The 17,278-nt window shown below is 72.8% G+C and carries 12 protein-coding genes and 2 pseudogenes; 2 read left to right on the forward strand and 12 right to left on the reverse strand.

The genetic code is table 11. The features are described from left to right. The first annotated feature begins 195 nt into the window (after positions 1-195). Positions 196-2,034, forward strand: a complete 1,839-nt coding sequence (locus tag QQK26_RS10690; protein ID WP_431308034.1) for an ABC transporter ATP-binding protein — start codon at positions 196-198, stop codon at positions 2,032-2,034. Between the two features lies 1 nt (position 2,035). On the opposite strand, the gene QQK26_RS10695 is transcribed toward QQK26_RS10690, so the two are convergent. The 3 genes from QQK26_RS10695 to QQK26_RS10705 all read right to left on the reverse strand — a co-directional run bounded on the left by QQK26_RS10695 (position 2,036) and on the right by QQK26_RS10705 (position 5,402). Next, entirely contained in the window at positions 2,036-2,251 is a 216-nt protein-coding gene (locus tag QQK26_RS10695; protein WP_284232552.1) for a hypervirulence associated TUDOR domain-containing protein, read from the reverse strand. Positions 2,252-2,670: 419 nt separating this feature from the next. Beyond that, positions 2,671-2,970, reverse strand: a complete 300-nt coding sequence (locus QQK26_RS10700) for a hypothetical protein (protein WP_284232554.1) — start codon at positions 2,968-2,970, stop codon at positions 2,671-2,673. Positions 2,971-3,245: 275 nt separating this feature from the next. Then, positions 3,246-5,402: an ATP-dependent Clp protease ATP-binding subunit gene (locus QQK26_RS10705; RefSeq protein ID WP_284234564.1), complete on the reverse strand. Its 2,157-nt coding sequence runs from the start codon at positions 5,400-5,402 to the stop codon at positions 3,246-3,248. A gap of 150 nt (positions 5,403-5,552) precedes the next feature. Between QQK26_RS10705 and QQK26_RS10710 the strand changes: the two genes are divergently transcribed. Continuing rightward, positions 5,553-7,046: a S8 family peptidase gene (locus tag QQK26_RS10710; RefSeq protein ID WP_284232555.1), complete on the forward strand. Its 1,494-nt coding sequence runs from the start codon at positions 5,553-5,555 to the stop codon at positions 7,044-7,046. A 67-nt stretch (positions 7,047-7,113) separates the two neighbouring features. Here QQK26_RS10710 and QQK26_RS10715 read toward each other — a convergent pair whose 3' ends face one another. From QQK26_RS10715 to QQK26_RS10755, 9 genes and pseudogenes are all read right to left on the reverse strand, one after another. Beyond that, positions 7,114-7,644 carry a GNAT family N-acetyltransferase gene (locus QQK26_RS10715; protein ID WP_284232557.1) on the reverse strand — a complete coding sequence of 177 codons (531 nt, stop codon included), beginning with the start codon at positions 7,642-7,644 and terminating at the stop codon, positions 7,114-7,116. A gap of 98 nt (positions 7,645-7,742) precedes the next feature. Then, positions 7,743-10,405, reverse strand: a pseudogene (locus QQK26_RS10720) (ATP-dependent RNA helicase). A gap of 282 nt (positions 10,406-10,687) precedes the next feature. Then, positions 10,688-11,233 carry a hypothetical protein gene (locus QQK26_RS10725; RefSeq protein ID WP_284232559.1) on the reverse strand — a complete coding sequence of 182 codons (546 nt, stop codon included), beginning with the start codon at positions 11,231-11,233 and terminating at the stop codon, positions 10,688-10,690. Between the two features lie 121 nt (positions 11,234-11,354). Further along, entirely contained in the window at positions 11,355-12,479 is a 1,125-nt protein-coding gene (locus QQK26_RS10730) for a class I SAM-dependent methyltransferase (RefSeq protein WP_284232561.1), read from the reverse strand. After that, positions 12,472-12,897 (reverse strand): heat shock protein transcriptional repressor HspR, encoded by a 426-nt coding sequence (locus QQK26_RS10735; RefSeq protein WP_284232566.1) that lies wholly within the window; start codon positions 12,895-12,897, stop codon positions 12,472-12,474. The genes QQK26_RS10730 and QQK26_RS10735 overlap by 8 nt, the downstream gene beginning before the upstream one ends. 79 nt (positions 12,898-12,976) lie before the next feature. After that, entirely contained in the window at positions 12,977-13,927 is a 951-nt protein-coding gene (locus tag QQK26_RS10740; protein ID WP_284232568.1) for a DnaJ C-terminal domain-containing protein, read from the reverse strand. A gap of 17 nt (positions 13,928-13,944) precedes the next feature. Next, the gene (locus tag QQK26_RS10745) at positions 13,945-14,538 is read right to left on the reverse strand and encodes a nucleotide exchange factor GrpE (RefSeq protein ID WP_284232570.1); all 594 of its coding nucleotides are present in this window, start codon (positions 14,536-14,538) and stop codon (positions 13,945-13,947) included. A gap of 2 nt (positions 14,539-14,540) precedes the next feature. After that, positions 14,541-16,399, reverse strand: a pseudogene (dnaK, locus tag QQK26_RS10750) (molecular chaperone DnaK). A gap of 345 nt (positions 16,400-16,744) precedes the next feature. Further along, a complete protein-coding gene (locus QQK26_RS10755; protein ID WP_348520051.1) occupies positions 16,745-17,257 on the reverse strand; it encodes an FBP domain-containing protein in 513 nt (170 codons plus the stop codon). Positions 17,258-17,278 lie beyond the last annotated feature (21 nt).

The following is a 17,278-nucleotide window of genomic DNA, read 5'->3' on the forward strand; positions in this document are numbered from 1 at the left end:
CAGGGCGGCGCAGGCCGCGGACAGGGCAGCCGAGGCCGGCCGGGGCGACGCCTGCAGGCGCGCAGCGGCGTGCACCCGCACCGTGACCAGCGGATGCGCCCACCGCGACCAGCGGATGCGCTCAGCGCGCCCAGCGCGCTCTGAGCGGAATCGCGCGGGCGCGCATCCGCTCGGTGGCAGGATCAGCGGGTGAGCATGATGGGCGGCGGCGGGCCGAAGGGACGGATCGGCAGCGCCGACGCCGATGCGCAGCGCGCCCGGAATGCCGAGGCGCCGCGGATCCCCGACCTGGGCCGGCGCATCGCCGGCCTCTTCCGCCCGCACCGGCTGGCGCTCTCCGGCATCATCGCCCTCGTGCTCGCGGGTGCCGGCCTCGCCGTCGTGCCGCCGCTGCTCACCGAGACGGTGTTCGACGAGGCGCTGTTCCCCGCGTCCGGCGGCCCGGTGCTCGACCTCCTGCTCGAGCTCGTGCTGCTCATGATCGCCATCTTCGTGCTCACCGGCCTGCTGAGCGTGGCCCAGACCGCCCTGACCGCGCGGGTCGGCAACCGGGTGATGGGCGGACTGCGGGTCAGCCTGTTCCGGCACCTGCAGTCGCTCGAGCTCGGCTTCTTCACGCGCACGAAGACGGGCGTGATCCAGTCGCGGCTGCAGAACGACGTGGGCGGCGTCGCGAGCGTGCTCACCAACACGGTCTCGAGCGTCATCGGCAACGCCGTCACGGTGGTCGCGTCGCTCGTGGCGATGCTGCTGCTCAGCTGGCAGCTCACGCTCATCGCGGTCGTCGTCATGCCGTTGCTCGCGCTCGCGCAGCGCCGCGTCGGCCAGGTGCGCGCGCGCATCGCGACGCGCACGCAGGAGTCGCTCTCCGAGATGACCGCCATCACGCAGGAGTCGCTGAGCGTCTCGGGCGTGCTGCTGGCGAAGAGCTTCAACCGGCAGCAGGCCGAGACGGCGCGCTACAGCGAGGCCAATGACCGGCAGGTGGCGCTGCAGGTGCAGCAGGCGATGAGCGGTCAGTGGTTCTTCGCGATCGTCACGATCTTCCTCTCGGCGATCCCCGCGATCGTCTACCTGGTCTCCGGCTACCTCGTCACCGGCGACGTGGCCGAGATCAGCGCCGGCACCATCGTGGCCTTCACCACCGTGCAGGCGCGGCTGCTCTTCCCCCTGCTCGGCCTCATGCGGGTGGCCCTCGACCTGCAGACCTCCGGCGCGCTCTTCGCCCGCATCTTCGAGTACCTCGACCTGCGGCCCGGCATCGAGCAGCGAGCGGATGCGGTGAGCCTGCCCGAGGACGGCCCGCTCGGGGTGCGCTTCGAGCAGGTCTCCTTCCGCTACCCCGGCCCCGGGGCGGATGTGCTGCACGGCGTCGATCTGACGGTCGAGCCCGGCACGTTCGCCGCGTTCGTCGGCCCCTCCGGCGCCGGCAAGTCGACGATCGCCTCGCTCATCCCGCGCTTCTGGGACGCCACCGGCGGCCGCGTCGTCATCGGCGGCGCGGACGTGCGCGACCTGCGCCAGGACTCCCTCGTCGGCGCCATCGGCATCGTCAGCCAGGAGACCTACCTGTTCCACGCGTCCATCGCCGACAACCTGCGCTACGCCAAGCCGGATGCGACGGATGCGGAGCTCCGGGCCGCAGCGCGCGCGGCGAGCATCCACGACACGATCGCGAGCTTCCCGGAGGGCTACGACACCGTCGTGGGCGAGCGCGGATACCGGCTCTCCGGCGGCGAGCAGCAACGGGTGGCCATCGCGCGGGTGCTGCTGAAGGACCCCCGCATCCTCGTGCTCGACGAGGCCACCAGCGCCCTCGACAGCGTCAGCGAGCGCGTGGTGCAGGCCGCTCTCGACGCCGCGGCGCACGGCCGCACCACCGTCGCCATCGCGCACCGGCTCTCGACGGTGCAGCACGCGGACATCATCTTCGTGGTGGAGCGCGGCCGCATCGTCGAGCGCGGCACGCACGGGCAGCTGCTCGCGGCCGGCGGGCTCTACGCCCGCCTGCACCACGAGCAGGCCGAGGCGTAGCTCAGCGCTTGAGCTTGCGCAGCGCGCTCGGCTTGTGGGCCGCCTGCGCGCCCGTCTTCTCCGACTCGACGACGAGCATCGGCTCGTCCTCGCTTGCGGTGAAGTCGTTGCCCTCGATGGAGAAGTCCTTCGTCTTGCGGTCCACGACCTTGCCCTGGGTGCGCCCCTGCGGGGTGTCCCACGAGACCCGGTCGCCCTTGCCGATGCTGTCGCTCATGGGCACAGTCGAGGCCGCCACGCTCGATCCGGGCGGGGAAGCGGATGGGCGCGCGGTGTGAGCGGGGGATGCGCGCATCCGCTCGGTCGCAGAATCATTCCGAACCCGAACCTCACCCTGGAGACACCGTGCCCGAGAACACCCTGCCCCCGACCTCCTTCGACGAGACGCTCACCCAGCCGATCGACATGGCCGCGCTGCTCGCCGAGCGCGACTGACCGCCAGCGGCGAGCGGACCCGACGAACGGGTCCGACGAACGGGTCCGCAGTACGCGGATGACAGCGCAGCATCCGCTCCGGTACCGCGCCGTCGTGCGCGTACTCCGAAGGGCCGACGCCACGGTCGGCAGCCGAGCGGACGCCGTAGGCTCGACGGCACGGTCGGCAGCCGAGCGGACGCCGTAGGCTCGACGACGTGCTCAGCCGCCGAGCGCCACGAGCACCAGGCCGGCCGCAGCGACGACCGCGGCGACCAGGCGCGCCCAGGGTCGATCCTCGGCGGGCACGAACCCGCCCCAGAGGCTCACGAGCACCACGTCGACCTCGCGCATCGGCGCGACGAGCGACACGGTCAGGTCGGCGAGGGCGTAGCCGCCCTGCAGCACCAGCATGTGCGCGACGTGCAGCACGCCCGAGACGCCGACGCCGTGCGCGAGCACGTTCCAGACGGCGTGGGCGACGGCGGCGCCGAGGACGAGGAGCAGAGCGAGGGGTGACACGCCCGCGCGACGCTACGGGTGCCGCGTCAACGGCGAGCGGATGCGCACTCCCGCTACCCCTGCGGGTCCGCAGCACTCCAGATCGGCGAGGAACAGCCGCTCCCGCCAGCCGAAAGCGGCAGGAACCCGCCGATCTGCGGATGGCAGGTGGGCTGCGGGAGGCTCAGGGCCAAGGGGCGCTCAGGGCAAAGCAGGGCGCAGCGGGACGCAGCGCGGCGAGCGCGGCGAGCGGATGCGAGCCGCAGCTCCGGGGCCCCGCATCCGCTCCCCGCCGATCACACCTCCGCGGAGGCCACCGCCAGCCCGTCGCCGGACGGATCGAGGTCCACCCGCACCGTGTCGCCGTCGCGCACCGTGCCGCTCAGCAGCGCGTTCGCGAGCCGGTCGTCGATCTGGTGCTGCATGAGCCGCCGGAGCGGGCGGGCGCCGTAGACCGGGTCGTAGCCGTGCTCGGCCAGCCAGCGGCGCGCATCCGGCGTCACCGCCAGCTCGAGGCGGCGGCCCTGCAGGCGCCGGCGCAGCCGGTCGATGGTGAGCTCGACGATCTGGCCGAGGTCCTCGATGCTCAGTGCGCTGAACACGATGATGTCGTCGAGGCGGTTGAGGAACTCCGGCTTGAAGGAGTCGCGTACGACTGCGAGCACCGACGACTCGCGTTCGCCGTCGGAGAGCCCGGGCTCGGTGAGGAACTGGCTGCCGAGGTTCGAGGTGAGCACCAGGATCGTGTTGCGGAAATCGACCGTGCGGCCCTGACCGTCGGTCAGCCGCCCGTCGTCGAGCACCTGCAGCAGCGTGTCGAAGACCTCGGGGTGGGCCTTCTCGACCTCGTCGAGCAGGATCACCGAGTACGGCCGCCGCCGCACGGCCTCCGTCAGCTGCCCGCCCTGCTCGTAGCCGACGTAGCCGGGCGGCGCGCCGATGAGCCGCGCCACCGAGTGCTTCTCGCCGTACTCGCTCATGTCGATGCGCACCATGGCGCGCTCGTCGTCGAACAGGAACTCGGCGAGCGCCTTGGCCAGCTCGGTCTTGCCGACGCCGGTGGGGCCGAGGAAGAGGAACGAGCCGGTGGGTCGGTCGGGGTCGGCGATGCCCGCGCGCGAGCGTCGCACGGCCTCGGCGACCGAGCGCACGGCGCGCTTCTGGCCGATGAGCCGCTTGCCCAGCTCGCCCTCCAGGTTCAGCAGCTTCTCCGTCTCGCCCTGGGTGAGCCGGTCGACGGGGATGCCCGTCCAGGCGGCCACGACGGCGGCGATGTCGTCATCGGTGACCTGCTCGTTCACCATCCGCTCGCCCGGTTGCGTGTCGTCCCGCTCCGCCTCGACGAGCTCGCGCTCGACCACGGGGATCTCGCCGTAGAGCAGCCGCGAGGCCGTCTCGAGGTCGCCCTCGCGCTGCGCGCGCTCGGCGCGCATCCGCAGGTCGTCGAGGATGCCCTTGAGGTCACCGACGCGGTTGAGGGATGCGCGCTCCGCTTCCCAGCGCTGCTGCAGCACGCCGAGCTCGGCCTGCTTCGCCGCCAGGTCCTCGCGCAGCTTCTCGAGGCGGGCCTGCGAGGCCTCGTCCTTCTCGCGCTTGAGCGCGAGCTCCTCGAGCAGCAGCCGGTCGACCTGGCGCTTCAGCACATCGATCTCGACCGGCGCCGAATCGATCTCCATGCGCAGCCGGCTGCCGGCCTCGTCGATGAGGTCGATCGCCTTGTCGGGCAGCTGGCGGCCGGTGATGAAGCGGTGGCTGAGGGATGCGGCGGCCACGAGCGCCGTGTCGGCGATCGCGACCTTGTGGTGCGCCTCGTAGCGCTCCTTGAGGCCGCGCAGGATCGCGACGGTGTCCTCGACGCTGGGCTCGCCGACGTAGACCTGCTGGAAGCGGCGCTCGAGCGCGGCGTCCTTCTCGATGTACTCGCGGTATTCGTCGAGCGTCGTGGCGCCGATGAGGCGCAGCTCGCCGCGGGCGAGCATCGGCTTGAGCATGTTGGCGGCCGCGACGGAGCCCTCGCCACCGCCCGCACCCATGAGCGTGTGCAGCTCGTCGATGAAGGTGATGACCTGACCGTCGCTCTCGTCGATCTCCTTGAGCACGTCCTTGAGCCGCTCCTCGAAGTCGCCGCGGTACTTGGCACCGGCGACGAGAGCCGACATGTCGAGGCTCACCAGGCGCTTGTCCTTGAGCGAGTCGGCGACGTCGCCCGCGACGATGCGCTGGGCGAGACCCTCGACGACGGCGGTCTTGCCGACGCCGGGCTCGCCGATGAGCACGGGATTGTTCTTGGTGCGCCGGGTCAGCACCTGGCTGATGCGGCGGATCTCGGCGTCGCGGCCGATGACCGGGTCGAGCTTGCCCGAGCGGGCGATCGCGGTCAGGTCGATGCCGTACTTCTCCAGGGCGGTCTTCTGCTTCTCCTGCGTCGAGGGAGCACCCTGCAGATTGGCCATCATGTCCTCCTCGAAAGACTTGAGTTGTGTTGACTCAAGATTAGCACTCGACCCCACCGAGTGCCAGATTCACCGGCGCTTCCAGGGCGACCCCCGTTCGGGGGATACGCTCGGCCATCATGTCCGTCTGAACCCCTGGAGGAACAGCACATGCTCCATCGCACCACCATCGGACGCTACAGGCGCGGCGCGCTCGGCATCGCCGTCGCGGCAGGTCTCGCCGCAGCCTGCCTCATCCCCGCCACGGCGGCGAGCGCCGACGAGGAGGGCCGCGGCGGCGGGCACCACCAGCCGACCCCGCCCTACGTCGCCGGTGACCTCATGAACTACGCCGTCAACGCCGAGCGCGCGAACCGCGGCCAGACCAAGCAGGTCGAGCGCGCGGTCGAGGCCGCGAGCGGCACGGTCATCGCCGCCTACCCCGAGCTCGGCGTCGTGATCGCGCAATCGGACAACGCCAACTTCGCCGAGTCCGTGCGCCGCGATCGCCACGTCGAATCGGCGGGCGCGACCCGCACCGTGCCGGTCGCCGAGACCGACCCCACCTACCTGGGCGAGCCCGCGCAGGGCCTGCAGCGGATGCAGTCGCGCAGCGAGGTCGCCGAGGGCTCGCAGCTCGAGGCCGTCGAGGAGGTCGTACCCGATCCGCGCGAGGGCGAGCAGTGGGACATGGCCGCGATCGGCGTGCCCGAGGCGCACGCGGTCACCGAGGGCTCCGATCGAGTACTCGTGGCCGTGATCGACTCCGGCATCGACGGCGACCACCCCGACCTCGAGGCCGCCGTCGATCAGGGCGCCTCGGCCAGCTGCCTCAGCGGCGTCGCCGACGGTTCCTACGAGTCCTGGCAGCCGACCACCAGCTCGCACGGCACCCACGTGGCCGGCACCATCGCCGCGCAGCGCAACGGCGTCGGCATCGTCGGCGTCGCGCCGGGTGCGCGCGTCTCGGCGGTGAAGGTGGTCAACGACGACGGCTACATCTTCGCCGAGGCGGCGATCTGCGGCTTCATGCACGCCGCCGCCACGGGCGCCGACATCAGCAACAACAGCTACTACGTCGACCCGTGGATGTACTGGTGCGGTGACGACGCCGACCAGGGCGCCGTGCTCACGGCGGTGACTCGCGCGGTCGAGTACAGCGAGCGCCGCGGGGTGCTCAACGTCGCCGCCGCCGGCAACGCCTCCACCGACCTGGCGAACAAGGTGAGCGACGACTCGAGCCCGAACGACGGCACCCCCGTCGAGCGGCCGATCGACGCCGGATGCCTCGACATCCCGACCGAGGTCGACGGCGTGGTGACGGTCAGCTCCACGCAGGCCGACGGCGCGAAGTCGGGCTTCTCGAACTACGGCCTCGGCGTCATCGACGTCGCGGCGCCGGGCTCGGCGATCCTCTCCACCATCGACGGCGGCGGCTACGGCACCTCGTCGGGCACCTCGATGGCGTCGCCGCACGTCGCGGGCGTCGCGGCGCTGCTCGCGTCGACGCATCCGTGGGCCGGCCCCCACGAGCTCGCGAAGCTGCTCGAGCGCCAGGCGGTCGACGTGCCGTGCCCGGCCGACGGCGTGTGCACGGGCGAGCCGCGCGACAACGCCTACTTCGGCGAGGGGCTGGTGAGCGCCGCGGCGGCCGTGCGCCGCTGATCCGGCGAGACGAAGCGGATGCGGAGGGGCGGGTCCTGTGGGGCCCGCCCCTCCGTCGCGTCCCGGTTCACCCGTCGGTGACGCGCGCGTACACCGCCAGATCCCTGCGCTCGTCCCCGTGCGGCATCGCCGAGGCGAGCACCGCATCCCGCTGGAAGCCCAGCCGCTCCGCGACGCGCAGGCTGCGCACGTTGTCGACGGTGGTGCGGATCTCGACCCGTCGGATGCCCCGGGCGTCGGCCTCGCGCAGCAATGCCGAGCATGCCCTCGTGACGGCGCCTCGACCCTCGGCAGCGGCGTCGACCCAGTAGCCGATCTCGGCGGTGCGGGCGGCATGGTCCATGCGGAGCGAGACGGAGCCGATCATGACCTCGCCGCGCAGGAGCACGGTCGGCAGCACGTCGCCGCTCACGTAGCTGGCGAGCTGGGCCTGCGTGAACGCCGTCGTGGCTTCGAGGCTCTGCTCGTACAGCGCCCACTGCTCCCAACGACGCAGACGGTCGAGGTTGGCCATGGTCAGCGCGTGCATCTCCTCGGCGGTATCGAGCGTCCGCAGCGCGAGTGCATATCCGTCGCCGAGCTCATGGGTGAAGCGCATACGACCAGCATGGATGCTCGTCGCCTGCGTGCGCGACTCGTCGCATCCTCGGCGCCGTGGACTGCGCCGTCCATCGTCGACGCGAGCGGACGAGCCGCTCAGCCCTCGCGCATCCGCTTCGTCGTCTTCGCGGTCGCCGGCGCCGTCCACGGATCCTCGGGCCACGGATGCTTCGGGTAGCGCCCCCGCATCTGCTTGCGCACGTCGGCGTAGGGACCGTTCCAGAAGGACGCGAGGTCATCGGTGACCGCGAGCGGCGCGCGGCCGGGGGAGAGCAGGTGGAACAGCACCCGCACCCGGCCCTGCACGAGCCGCGGGGTCTCGGCGAGGCCGAAGAGCTCCTGCAGCTTGACCGCCACGACCGGGCGCCCGTCGGGATCGGCCGAATAGGCGATGCGCACCCGCGAACCGGACGGCACCGCGAGGTGCTCGGGGACGAGCTCGTCGAGGCGCGAGGCCTCGGGCCAGGGCAGCAGCCTGCGCAGCGCGCTCAGCACGTCAAGGCGCTGCAGCGAGGCGTCGGGTCGCAGCCCGGCGAGATCGGGCTCGAGCGCGGCGAGCAGCTGCTCGTCGTCGACCGCCGGCCACGGGGCGCCGAGCTCGCGGTGCAGCAGGGCGAGGCGGGCCCGCAGGGCGGTGGCCGCATCCGTCCAGTGCAGGGCGTCGAGGCCGAGCTCGCGCAGGTGCGCGGCGAAGGCGGGGCCCACGTCGTCGCGGGTCGCCGACACCGGAGTGCTCGACAGCAGGATCGCGCCGAGGCGCCGCTGCTCGCGCACGCGCACCCGGCCGCCGTCGATGCGCGCCTCGCGCTCGGCGCGCAGGGGGCCGAGGCGCAGCGCATCCGCTTCGGCGATGGGGGCCGCGAGGCGGATGACCGCACCGGTGCCGTCGGCGGCGCGGCCCTCGGCGCGCTGCACCTCGTGCACGGCGAGCCACTCGGTGCCGATCAGGCCGCTGCCCTCGGGCAGCGCGGCGCGGGTGCCGCTCGCGAGCAGGTAGCTGCGGTCGGCGACCAGGCGGGCGAGCCGGTCGGGGCGGGCCAGGGCGGTGACGATGCCGGCGGGGTCGGCGGATGCGGACCGCGCCGCACCCGCATCGGGAGCGGATGCGGACCGGGCGGACCGGGCGGCCGGAGCGGACGCGGACCGCGCGGCACCCGGTTCGGCCGATGCGGGCACCGGCCCCGCGCGCCCGCCCGCATCCGCTCGCTCCGCGCTCGCAGCACCACCCGGCACCAATGAGGCCAGCCGCCGGCTCTCGGCCCGCCAGCGCTGAGTGCCCGGCGCGCTGCCGTCGCGCAGCTGGCGCAGCAGCCGCGGCAGATCGGCGCCGCTGTCGCGCGCATCGCCGGCCAGCGCCGCGACGACCTCGGCGACCGCGCGCGGCAGCAGCCCGTCGGCGACGCCCGAGAGCAGCGCACGGGCTTCGCGCACGCCGACGGGCATGCGCGAAACTCGTGTGCCCAGCGCGGTGACGCGTCCGTCGTCGTCGACGAGGCCGAGGTCGCGCAGGGTCGCCTGCGCGCTCGCCATCGCGGTGGTCGGCGGGGGCGTGAGCAGGCGCAGCCCGTCGCCGCCGGGGTGCCCCAGGCGGCGAGGAGGAGCGCGGCGTCCGTGAGGTCGGCGCTGGCGATCTCCGGCGCCCCGCTCCGCGGGAAGGCGGCCTGCTCGGCCTCGGTGAACAGCCGCACGGCACGCCCCGGGCCCTGCCGGGCGGCGCGGCCCGCGCGCTGCTCGAGGCTGTCCCGCGAGGCGCTCACCGTCACGAGGCCGGTCATGTCGCGGGCGGCGTCGCGGCGGGTCTCGCGCGCGAGGCCGGCGTCGACGACGAGGCGCACGCCGGGCACGGTGAGCGAGCTCTCCGCGAGCGCCGTGGTCACGACGATGCGCGGCGGATCGCCGACGCCGCGACCGGCGGTCGCCCGGTCCTGCTGCGCGGCCGGCAGCCGTCCGTGCAGCGGCAGCGCCTCCACGTCGGAGCGGTCGCGGATGCGGCGCACCACCTCGTCGACGTCGCGCGCGGTGGGCACGAAGACCAGCGCATCCGCTCCGTCCCGCGCCTGCTCGGCGATCGCCGTGCGGGCGACGTGGTCGAGGAACTCGCGGGGAACACCCCGCAGGCCGAGCCGCGGACCGGGCGCCGGGGCGTGCTCGACGACGAGCGGATGCAGCGCCGCCGGCACCTTGACGATGGCGGCGACAGTGCCTTCCGCGGCACCGCTGCGGTCGTCGTGGCCCAGCAGCGCGGCCACCGCACCGGCGTCGAGCGTGGCCGACATGGCGACGAGCAGCAGGTCGTCGCGCAGCTCGCGCACCTCGGCGAGCATGCCCAGCAGCAGATCGCCGTCGACCGAGCGCTCGTGCACCTCGTCGAGCACGACCGCTTCGACGCCCTCGAGCGCGGGATCGGCCAGCAGGCGCCGCAGCAGCACGCCCGGGGTGACGACCTCGATGCGGGTGGCGTCGCCGACCATCCGCTCGCCCCGCACGGTGAAGCCGACCGGCCCGCCGAGCGCACTGCCGTCGAGGCCCGCGATGCGCCGCGCGGCCGCCCGCACGGCGACGCGGCGCGGCTGCGTGAGCAGCACCCTGCCGGGCACGAGGCTCGCGACCAGCGGTGGCACGAAGGTCGTCTTGCCCGTGCCGGGCGGTGCGGTGACGACCATCGCCCCGCGCGCCGCGGCAGCCTCCAGCTCGCCCCGCGAACCGGCGACGGGCAGCCCAGCCCCGATCCGCTCGAGATCGAAGACGTGGCGCACCAGCCGATCCTACGAGCGGATGCGGCGCCCCCTCACCCCGCGCCCCACGCACCCCTCCCCACCCCGGCTCCCCACCCCGGCACCCCACCCCAGCTCCCCACCCCAGCTCGTTCCAGAACGAAGGAGATTTTCAAGACACGCCGATGGATACCCGCAGCGCGCGGCGCGCGGCGCGTCAGATCTCCTTCATTTTGGTGAGAGGGGGTGGGGGTGAGGGGGAGCGGAGGGGAGAAGCGGGGGAGCCGGGCCGCGGCGGTTCGAGTGCGGCTGCGGCTGCGGCGTCGTTCAGGCGATCGACGCCGGCGCCGCGGCACGCAGCGCGTGCGCCATCCACCACCAGCTGAGCGCGCCGATGACCGCGGCGATGGCGCAGGAGAGCAGGATGCCGATCGCGATCGTCGCACCGGTGAGCCAGAGCCACCCCGTCGGGTCGACGAAGGGGAAGGCGCCCGGCACGAGCTGCACCAGGAACCACGGGATCCAGCCGAGCACCCAGTGCGCCGCGATCGCGATGCCGAAGGCGGCCCACGTGATCGCCCAGGGGCGCGCGGCGCCGGAGGAGCGCAGGATCAGCGCGCTGACGAGCAGGCCGACCACCATCGCGACGACGCCCGCGCCGGCGGCGACCAGCAGCCATCCGCTCCACGTGCCCAGCTGCAGCTGCGCGATGAACGCCTCCACCTCGGCGTAGCCCTCCTGCCGACCGTCGCCGGCGGTGCCGACGAGGTCGAAGATCCAGGTGAACAGCCCCACGAACGCGACGGCGCTGATCGCGCCGAGCGCCACCATCCATCCGAGGGTCAGCAGCGAGAAGCCCACGGCCCCGGCCACCCTCGCGCCACCGGCCTGCCGCTTCGTGAGCGGCGGGCGCTTCGGGCGCGGAACCGGACCATACGGTTGCTGGACGAAGTGCGGCTGCGTCATGGTGGCTCCCCCGTTCGAGGGTTCCAGGCTATCGAGCGGAGCCGGACGCCGGCAGGGTGCGCACGCTCCGCGTCACCGTGAAGCGGCGGTCGCGCGCCACCTGCTCGGTCGACCCGACCAGGCGCCGCAGGTCGGGCGCGTACTGCAGGTGCGAGTTCCAGACCGTCCAGAGCACGCCGCCGGGGCGCAGCGCGCGGGCGGCATCCGCCATGAGCTTGCGGGCGATGCCGGCGTGCACGGTGGCGCCGATGTGGAAGGGCGGGTTCAGCAGCACGAGATCGACGGCGCCGTCGTCGAAGGCGCTCATCGCATCCGCTCGCACGACCTCGATGTCGAGCCCGTTGGCCGCGGCGGTGGCGCGGGCGGAGGCGACGGCCGCAGCGGACTGGTCGGTCGCGACGACGCGCAGCCCCGGCGCCCGGCGGGCGAGGGTCGCGGCGAGCAGCCCGGTTCCGCAGCCGAGGTCGACCGCCGTGCCGGCGGCCGGCAGGCGATCGAGGTGCTGCAGCAGCAGGCGGCTGCCCGGGTCGAGGGCGGTGCCGCCGAAGGCCGCGCCGTGCGCGAGCACGTCCAGGTCGAGCTCGGCGATGCGGGCCCGACGGGGCCAGGCGCTGGCCGTCGGGCGGGGCCCGCTGGCGCGCAGCAGCCGCGACTTCTGGCGGGCGAGGCCGGCCTCGACCGAGTCGAAGTGCCGCGCGAGCACCTCGTTCTGGGCGAGGCTCATGTGCTTGACGCGGCCTCCGGCCACGAGGCGGACGGACGGATGCGCCCAGCGCGCCACCGCGCCCGCCACCTCGTCGAGCGCGTCGAGCCCCCGCGGCAGCTGCAGCAGCACGAGGCGAGCACCCTGCAGCAGGGACTCGTCGAGCGGCAGGGACGCGTACCCCTCCAGGCCGGCGCGCTCGGCATTGGCGGCGAGGGCGAGTTCGCCGGATGCGCCGTCCTGGTGGGTGCGCACGCCGGTCGCCCCGGCGGCGAGCAGCCCCAGGGTGAGCGCGCCGTAGCGGTCGCCGATGACGACGATCTCGTCGGGCCCGTAACCGTCCAGCCCGGTCTCGTCGAGCAGGTACGCGTCCGTCGCGTCGTGCGCCTGCAGCTCAGGGGCCTCGACATCGGGCCAGCGCCGCAGCTGCTCGAGCGCCAGCTCAGGCATCCGGGCCGAACGGCCGCCAGACGACGACCTGGGTGCTGCGGGCGGGCCGGGTGCCCTGGCGCAGCGGCACCACGCCGCCGCGGCCCTCGGGGCCGGCGGCGAAGACGCGGCTGCCGGGGCGGTTGAGCACCTCCTCCTCGAGCGCGGTCTCGAGCTGGCGCACGCGGGCGCGCAGCTCGGTGTTCTCGTTCTCGAGCTCGAGGATGCGGCGGATGCCCTCGAGGTTCAGACCCTCGTGTCCGAGCCGCGCGATCTCCCGCAGCTGGGCGACGTCGCGCATCGAGTAGCGCCGGCTCTTGCCGGCCGTGCGCTGCGGCACGACCATGCCGAGGCGGTCGTACTGGCGCAGGGTCTGCGGATGCATCTCCGCGAGCTCCGCGGCGACCGCGATCGCGAAGAGGGGGCTGTTCTCGTCCATCCGCTCCTCCATCCGCTGGTCGTCTCGTTCAGGATACGACCGAGCCGCGCGCCCCGGAGGGACGCGCGGCTCGGATCGATCACCGGGCGCGGTCGATGAGATCGGCCCGCGGGTTCTCGGCGGGCAGCGCCGCGGCGAGCGCCTCGACCGCCTCGCGCGCCCTGTCGCTGAGGTGCGAGGGCACCGCCACCTGCACGCTCGCGAGCAGGTCGCCGGTGGCGTCCTTGGTCGCGATGCCCCGGCCCTTGACCCGCAGCACGCGGCCGCTGGGCGTGCCCGGGGCGACCTTGAGCTTGACGGGGTCGCCGCCGAGCGTGGGCACCTCGATGGTGGCGCCGAGCGCCGCCTCGACGAAGGTGACCGGCACGTCGACGCGCAGGTTGAGGCCGTCGCGCTCGAAGACCGGATGCGGGCGCACCGTCACCGTGAGGATCAGGTCGCCGGACTCGCCGCCGTCGATGCTGGCCTCGCCCTTGCCGCGCAGACGGATCTTCTGCCCGTCCGCCACGCCCGCCGGGATGCGCACGCTGAGCGGCACCCCGCCGGAGGCCTGCAGCTTGACCGTGTCGCCCGTCACCGCGGTGACGAAGTCGAGGGTCGTGCTGGCCGCGAGGTCGCGCCCCTTGGACGGTGCTCGGAAGCCGCCGCGGCCGAAGCCGCCGCCGCCGAACATGCCGCCCAGCACGTCCTCGAAGTTCGGCTGGCCGCCGCGACCAGGGCGACCGCCCTGGCCGAACATGCCGCCGAAGACGTCCTCGAAGCCGCCGCCGCCGCCGGACTGGAAGCGAGCGCCCGCGCCCATGGCGCGCATCTGGTCGTACTCGGCGCGGTGCTCCTTGTCGGAGAGCACCGAGTACGCCTCGCTGATCTCCTTGAAGCGCTTCTCGGCGGCCGCGTCGCCCGGGTTGGAGTCCGGGTGGTACTGCCGCGCGAGCTTGCGGTACGTCTTCTTCAGATCGGCGTCGCTCACGTCCTTGGAGACGCCGAGGACAGCGTAGAAGTCCTTCTCGAACCAGTCGTTGCTGGCCATGGCACCCCCTTCGGTGGTTACTCGGCGGGAACGGCGACGGCGACCTTGGCGGCGCGGATGAGGCGCTCACCGAGGGCGTAACCGGTCTCGATGACGTCGTGCACGACCTGCTCCTCGGTGCCGGGGATCGGCAGCTGGACCAGTGCCTCGTGCAGCTTCGGGTCGAAGGGCTCGCCCTTCGTGCCGATGGCCTTGAGGCCGTACTTCTCGAAGCCGCCGCGGATCTTCTGCGCCACGATCGCCAGGGGCGAGCCCTCGGCGAGGTCGCCGTGACTCTCGGCGCGGTCGAGGTCGTCGATCGCCGGGAGCAGGTTGCGGATCACCTCGGCGATGACCGACTCGCGGTTCGCCTGGCGGTCGCGCTCGACCCGGTTGCGGAAGTTTTGCAGCTCGGCCTGCGACCGGGCCGCGATGTCGCGGTACTCGGCGAGCAGATCGCGCTCGCCCTCGTCGAGCAGCGCCTCGAGCTCCTCGTCGGTGACGGAGGTGCCGCCCTCGGCGGCGGAGTCGTCCTCCGCCGCCGGGGCGTCCTGCTGCTCGCGAGGCTCGCCGGACTCGGGGTCGACGGGCCGCTGCTCGTCGTCCGGGTGCTGGTTCGTCTCGTCGGTCATCGTCAGTCCTTCTTCTTCTCGTCCTCGTCGTCCACGACCTCGGCGTCGACGATGTCCTCGTCGTCGGCCTTCGGCTGCTCGCCGGCCGGGGCGTCGCCCGCGGCCTGCTCCGACTGGGACTGGGCGTAGATCGCCTCGCCGAGCTTGGTCTGGCTGGCGTTGAGCTTGTCGTACGCCGACTGCACGGCGTCGTTGTCCTCGCCGGCCAGCGCGGTCTTCAGCGCGTCGACATCGCCCTGCACCTCGCTCTTGACCTCCTCGGGCAGCTTCTCGTCGTTCTCCTTGAGCAGCTTCTCGATCGAGTAGGCGAGCTGCTCGGCGTTGTTGCGCAGCTCGGCGGCCTCGCGGCGCGCCTTGTCCTCGGCGGCGTGCTCCTCGCCCTCGCGCACCATCCGCTCGATGTCCTCCTTGGAGAGGGAGGAACCACCGGTGATGGTGATGCGCTGCTCGGCGCCGGTGCCCTTGTCCTTCGCGGAGACCTGCACGATGCCGTTGGCGTCGATGTCGAAGGTCACCTCGACCTGCGGGATGCCGCGGGGCGCCGGCGCGATGCCGGTGAGCTCGAACGTGCCCAGGTTCTTGTTGTCGCGGGTGAACTCGCGCTCGCCCTGGAAGACCTGGATGGCGACCGACGGCTGGTTGTCGTCGGCGGTGGTGAAGGTCTCGCTGCGCTTGGTCGGGATGGCCGTGTTGCGCTCGATGAGCTTCGTCATGATGCCGCCCTTGGTCTCGATGCCGAGGCTCAGGGGGTCACGTCGATGAGGAGGACGTCCTTGCGCTCGCCCTTGAGGACGCCGGCCTGCAGGGCGGCGCCGACGGCGACGACCTCGTCCGGGTTCACGCCCTTGTTGGGCTCCTTGCCGGTGAGCTGCTTGACGAGCTCGGAGACGGCGGGCATGCGGGTCGAGCCGCCGACGAGCACGACGTGCGCGATGTCGGCGACCTTGACGCCGGCCTCGGCGATCACGTCGTTGAACGGCTTCTTGGTGCGCTCGAGCAGGTCGCTCGTGAGGTTCTCGAACTGCGCGCGGCTCAGCGTCTCGTCGAGGTTGGCCGGGCCGTTCTCGCCGTAGGTGAAGTACGGCAGCTGGATGGACACGCTCGTCTTGCTCGAGAGCTCCTTCTTCGCCTGCTCCGCGGCCTCCTTGAGGCGCTGGCGGGCGATCTTGTCGCCCGAGACGTCGATGCCGGAGGTGCTCTTGAACTGCTTGATGAGGTGGTCGACGATGCGCTGGTCCCAGTCGTCGCCGCCGAGGCGGTTGTCGCCGGAGGTCGAGCGCACCTGGATGGTGGAGAAGTCCTCGTCCTTGCCCACCTCGAGCAGCGAGACGTCGAAGGTGCCACCACCGAGGTCGAAGACGAGGATGAGCTCGTCCTCCTTGCCCTTCTCGAGGCCGTAGGCGAGGGCGGCCGCGGTGGGCTCGTTGATGATGCGCAGCACGTTGAGGCCGGCGATCTCGCCGGCGTCCTTCGTGGCCTGGCGCTCGGCGTCGTTGAAGTACGCGGGCACGGTGATGACCGCGTCGGTGACGGGCTCGCCCAGGTACTGCTCCGCATCCGCCTTCAGCTTCGCGAGGATGCGGGCGCTGAGCTCCTGCGGCGTCCACTGCTTGCCGTCGATGTCGGTGGTCCAGTCGGTGCCGACGTGGCGCTTGACCGAGGCGATGGTGCGGTCGACGTTGGTGACGGCCTGGCGCTTCGCGGTCTCGCCGACGAGCACCTCGCCGTCCTTGGTGAAGGCGACCACCGAGGGGGTGGTGCGCAGGCCCTCGGCGTTCGCGATGACGGTGGGCTCACCGCCCTCGAGGACCGAGACGACCGAGTTGGTGGTTCCGAGGTCGATGCCGACTGCTCGAGCCATAGCGTGCTCCTTCGAGGTGGTCCCGAGGCTCTCGAGGGACCGGTTGTTCTGCTGACGATCGTTCGGGAGAGCCTCTGACGATCGGGGTTTATGCGGCGACCTGAGTCGCTTGATGTCAAGTTTGCAAGGAGCGGATGCGCGCGTCAAGTCGAGCGGCTCGAAGTTGCGCCGTTCCGGCTCAACTCTCAGTTTGCGAGCGGATGCGCACCCCGCCCTGCCCCGTTCATCCGCCCCGCTGCCGAATGCAGTGCTCTCCTGGGCCCTCCCGCCACGACGGGGCGGGCGAGCGGCCGACGGGCGGGATGCACTGCATTCGGCATGGGGGATGAGGGGGAGGAGGTCGCCTCAGCCCTCCAGCACCTTGCGCGCGAAGCCGCGGGCGTTCTCACCGAGCACCCCGATGCGCCGCTGCCGCTCGGCCTCGAGGTCGAAGCCGACGTAGGCCAGCGTCGGGCGGCGGCGCACGTTCACCGAGCACTCGAAGGCCGAGCAGACGAGCGTGCCGACGGTGTCCCCCTTCCGGCCCGCAACGCCGGCTCGCCTGGCCGAGAAGAACACCACGTCGTTGGGCAGCTGCACGTCTTCGCACCAGGCGCACTGCGGTCGGGTTCGGGTCGGCGCATCGGCCTGACGGAGCGCGATGCCGACCGGCTCGCCGTCCAGCTCGACGACGACGAAGCCGAGCGCCGGCGACTTGCGGTCGCGCCAGCCGAGGTAGTCCAGCGACGCCCAGTCGGCGGCGTCGAGGTCGGGCAGGGGATGGCCGCGCGCTCGCGCACGGACACGTTGATGAAGCAGTCGCGCAGGCGCGCGGGATCGATGGGTCGCATGAGGGTCCTCAGGTTGGTGCCCGCGCAGCGAGGCGGGCGGTGATCGTGA

Source organism: Arenivirga flava (assembly GCF_030161575.1).
Taxonomy (GTDB): Bacteria; Actinomycetota; Actinomycetes; order Actinomycetales; family Microbacteriaceae; genus Arenivirga; species Arenivirga flava.

Excerpts from the sequence above, each read along its gene's own strand:
- QQK26_RS10745 (WP_284232570.1), bottom strand. The coding sequence starts at position 14,538 with ATGACCGACGAGACGAACCAGCACCCGGACGACGAGCAGCGGCCCGTC.
- QQK26_RS10740 (WP_284232568.1), bottom strand. The coding sequence starts at position 13,927 with ATGGCCAGCAACGACTGGTTCGAGAAGGACTTCTACGCTGTCCTCGGC.
- QQK26_RS10705 (WP_284234564.1), bottom strand. The coding sequence starts at position 5,402 with ATGGCCAATCTGCAGGGTGCTCCCTCGACGCAGGAGAAGCAGAAGACC.
- QQK26_RS10695 (WP_284232552.1), bottom strand. The coding sequence starts at position 2,251 with ATGAGCGACAGCATCGGCAAGGGCGACCGGGTCTCGTGGGACACCCCG.
- QQK26_RS10715 (WP_284232557.1), bottom strand. The coding sequence starts at position 7,644 with ATGCGCTTCACCCATGAGCTCGGCGACGGATATGCACTCGCGCTGCGG.
- QQK26_RS10710 (WP_284232555.1), top strand. The coding sequence starts at position 5,553 with ATGCTCCATCGCACCACCATCGGACGCTACAGGCGCGGCGCGCTCGGC.
- QQK26_RS10690 (WP_431308034.1), top strand. The coding sequence starts at position 196 with ATGATGGGCGGCGGCGGGCCGAAGGGACGGATCGGCAGCGCCGACGCC.
- QQK26_RS10735 (WP_284232566.1), bottom strand. The coding sequence starts at position 12,897 with ATGGACGAGAACAGCCCCCTCTTCGCGATCGCGGTCGCCGCGGAGCTC.
- QQK26_RS10730 (WP_284232561.1), bottom strand. The coding sequence starts at position 12,479 with ATGCCTGAGCTGGCGCTCGAGCAGCTGCGGCGCTGGCCCGATGTCGAG.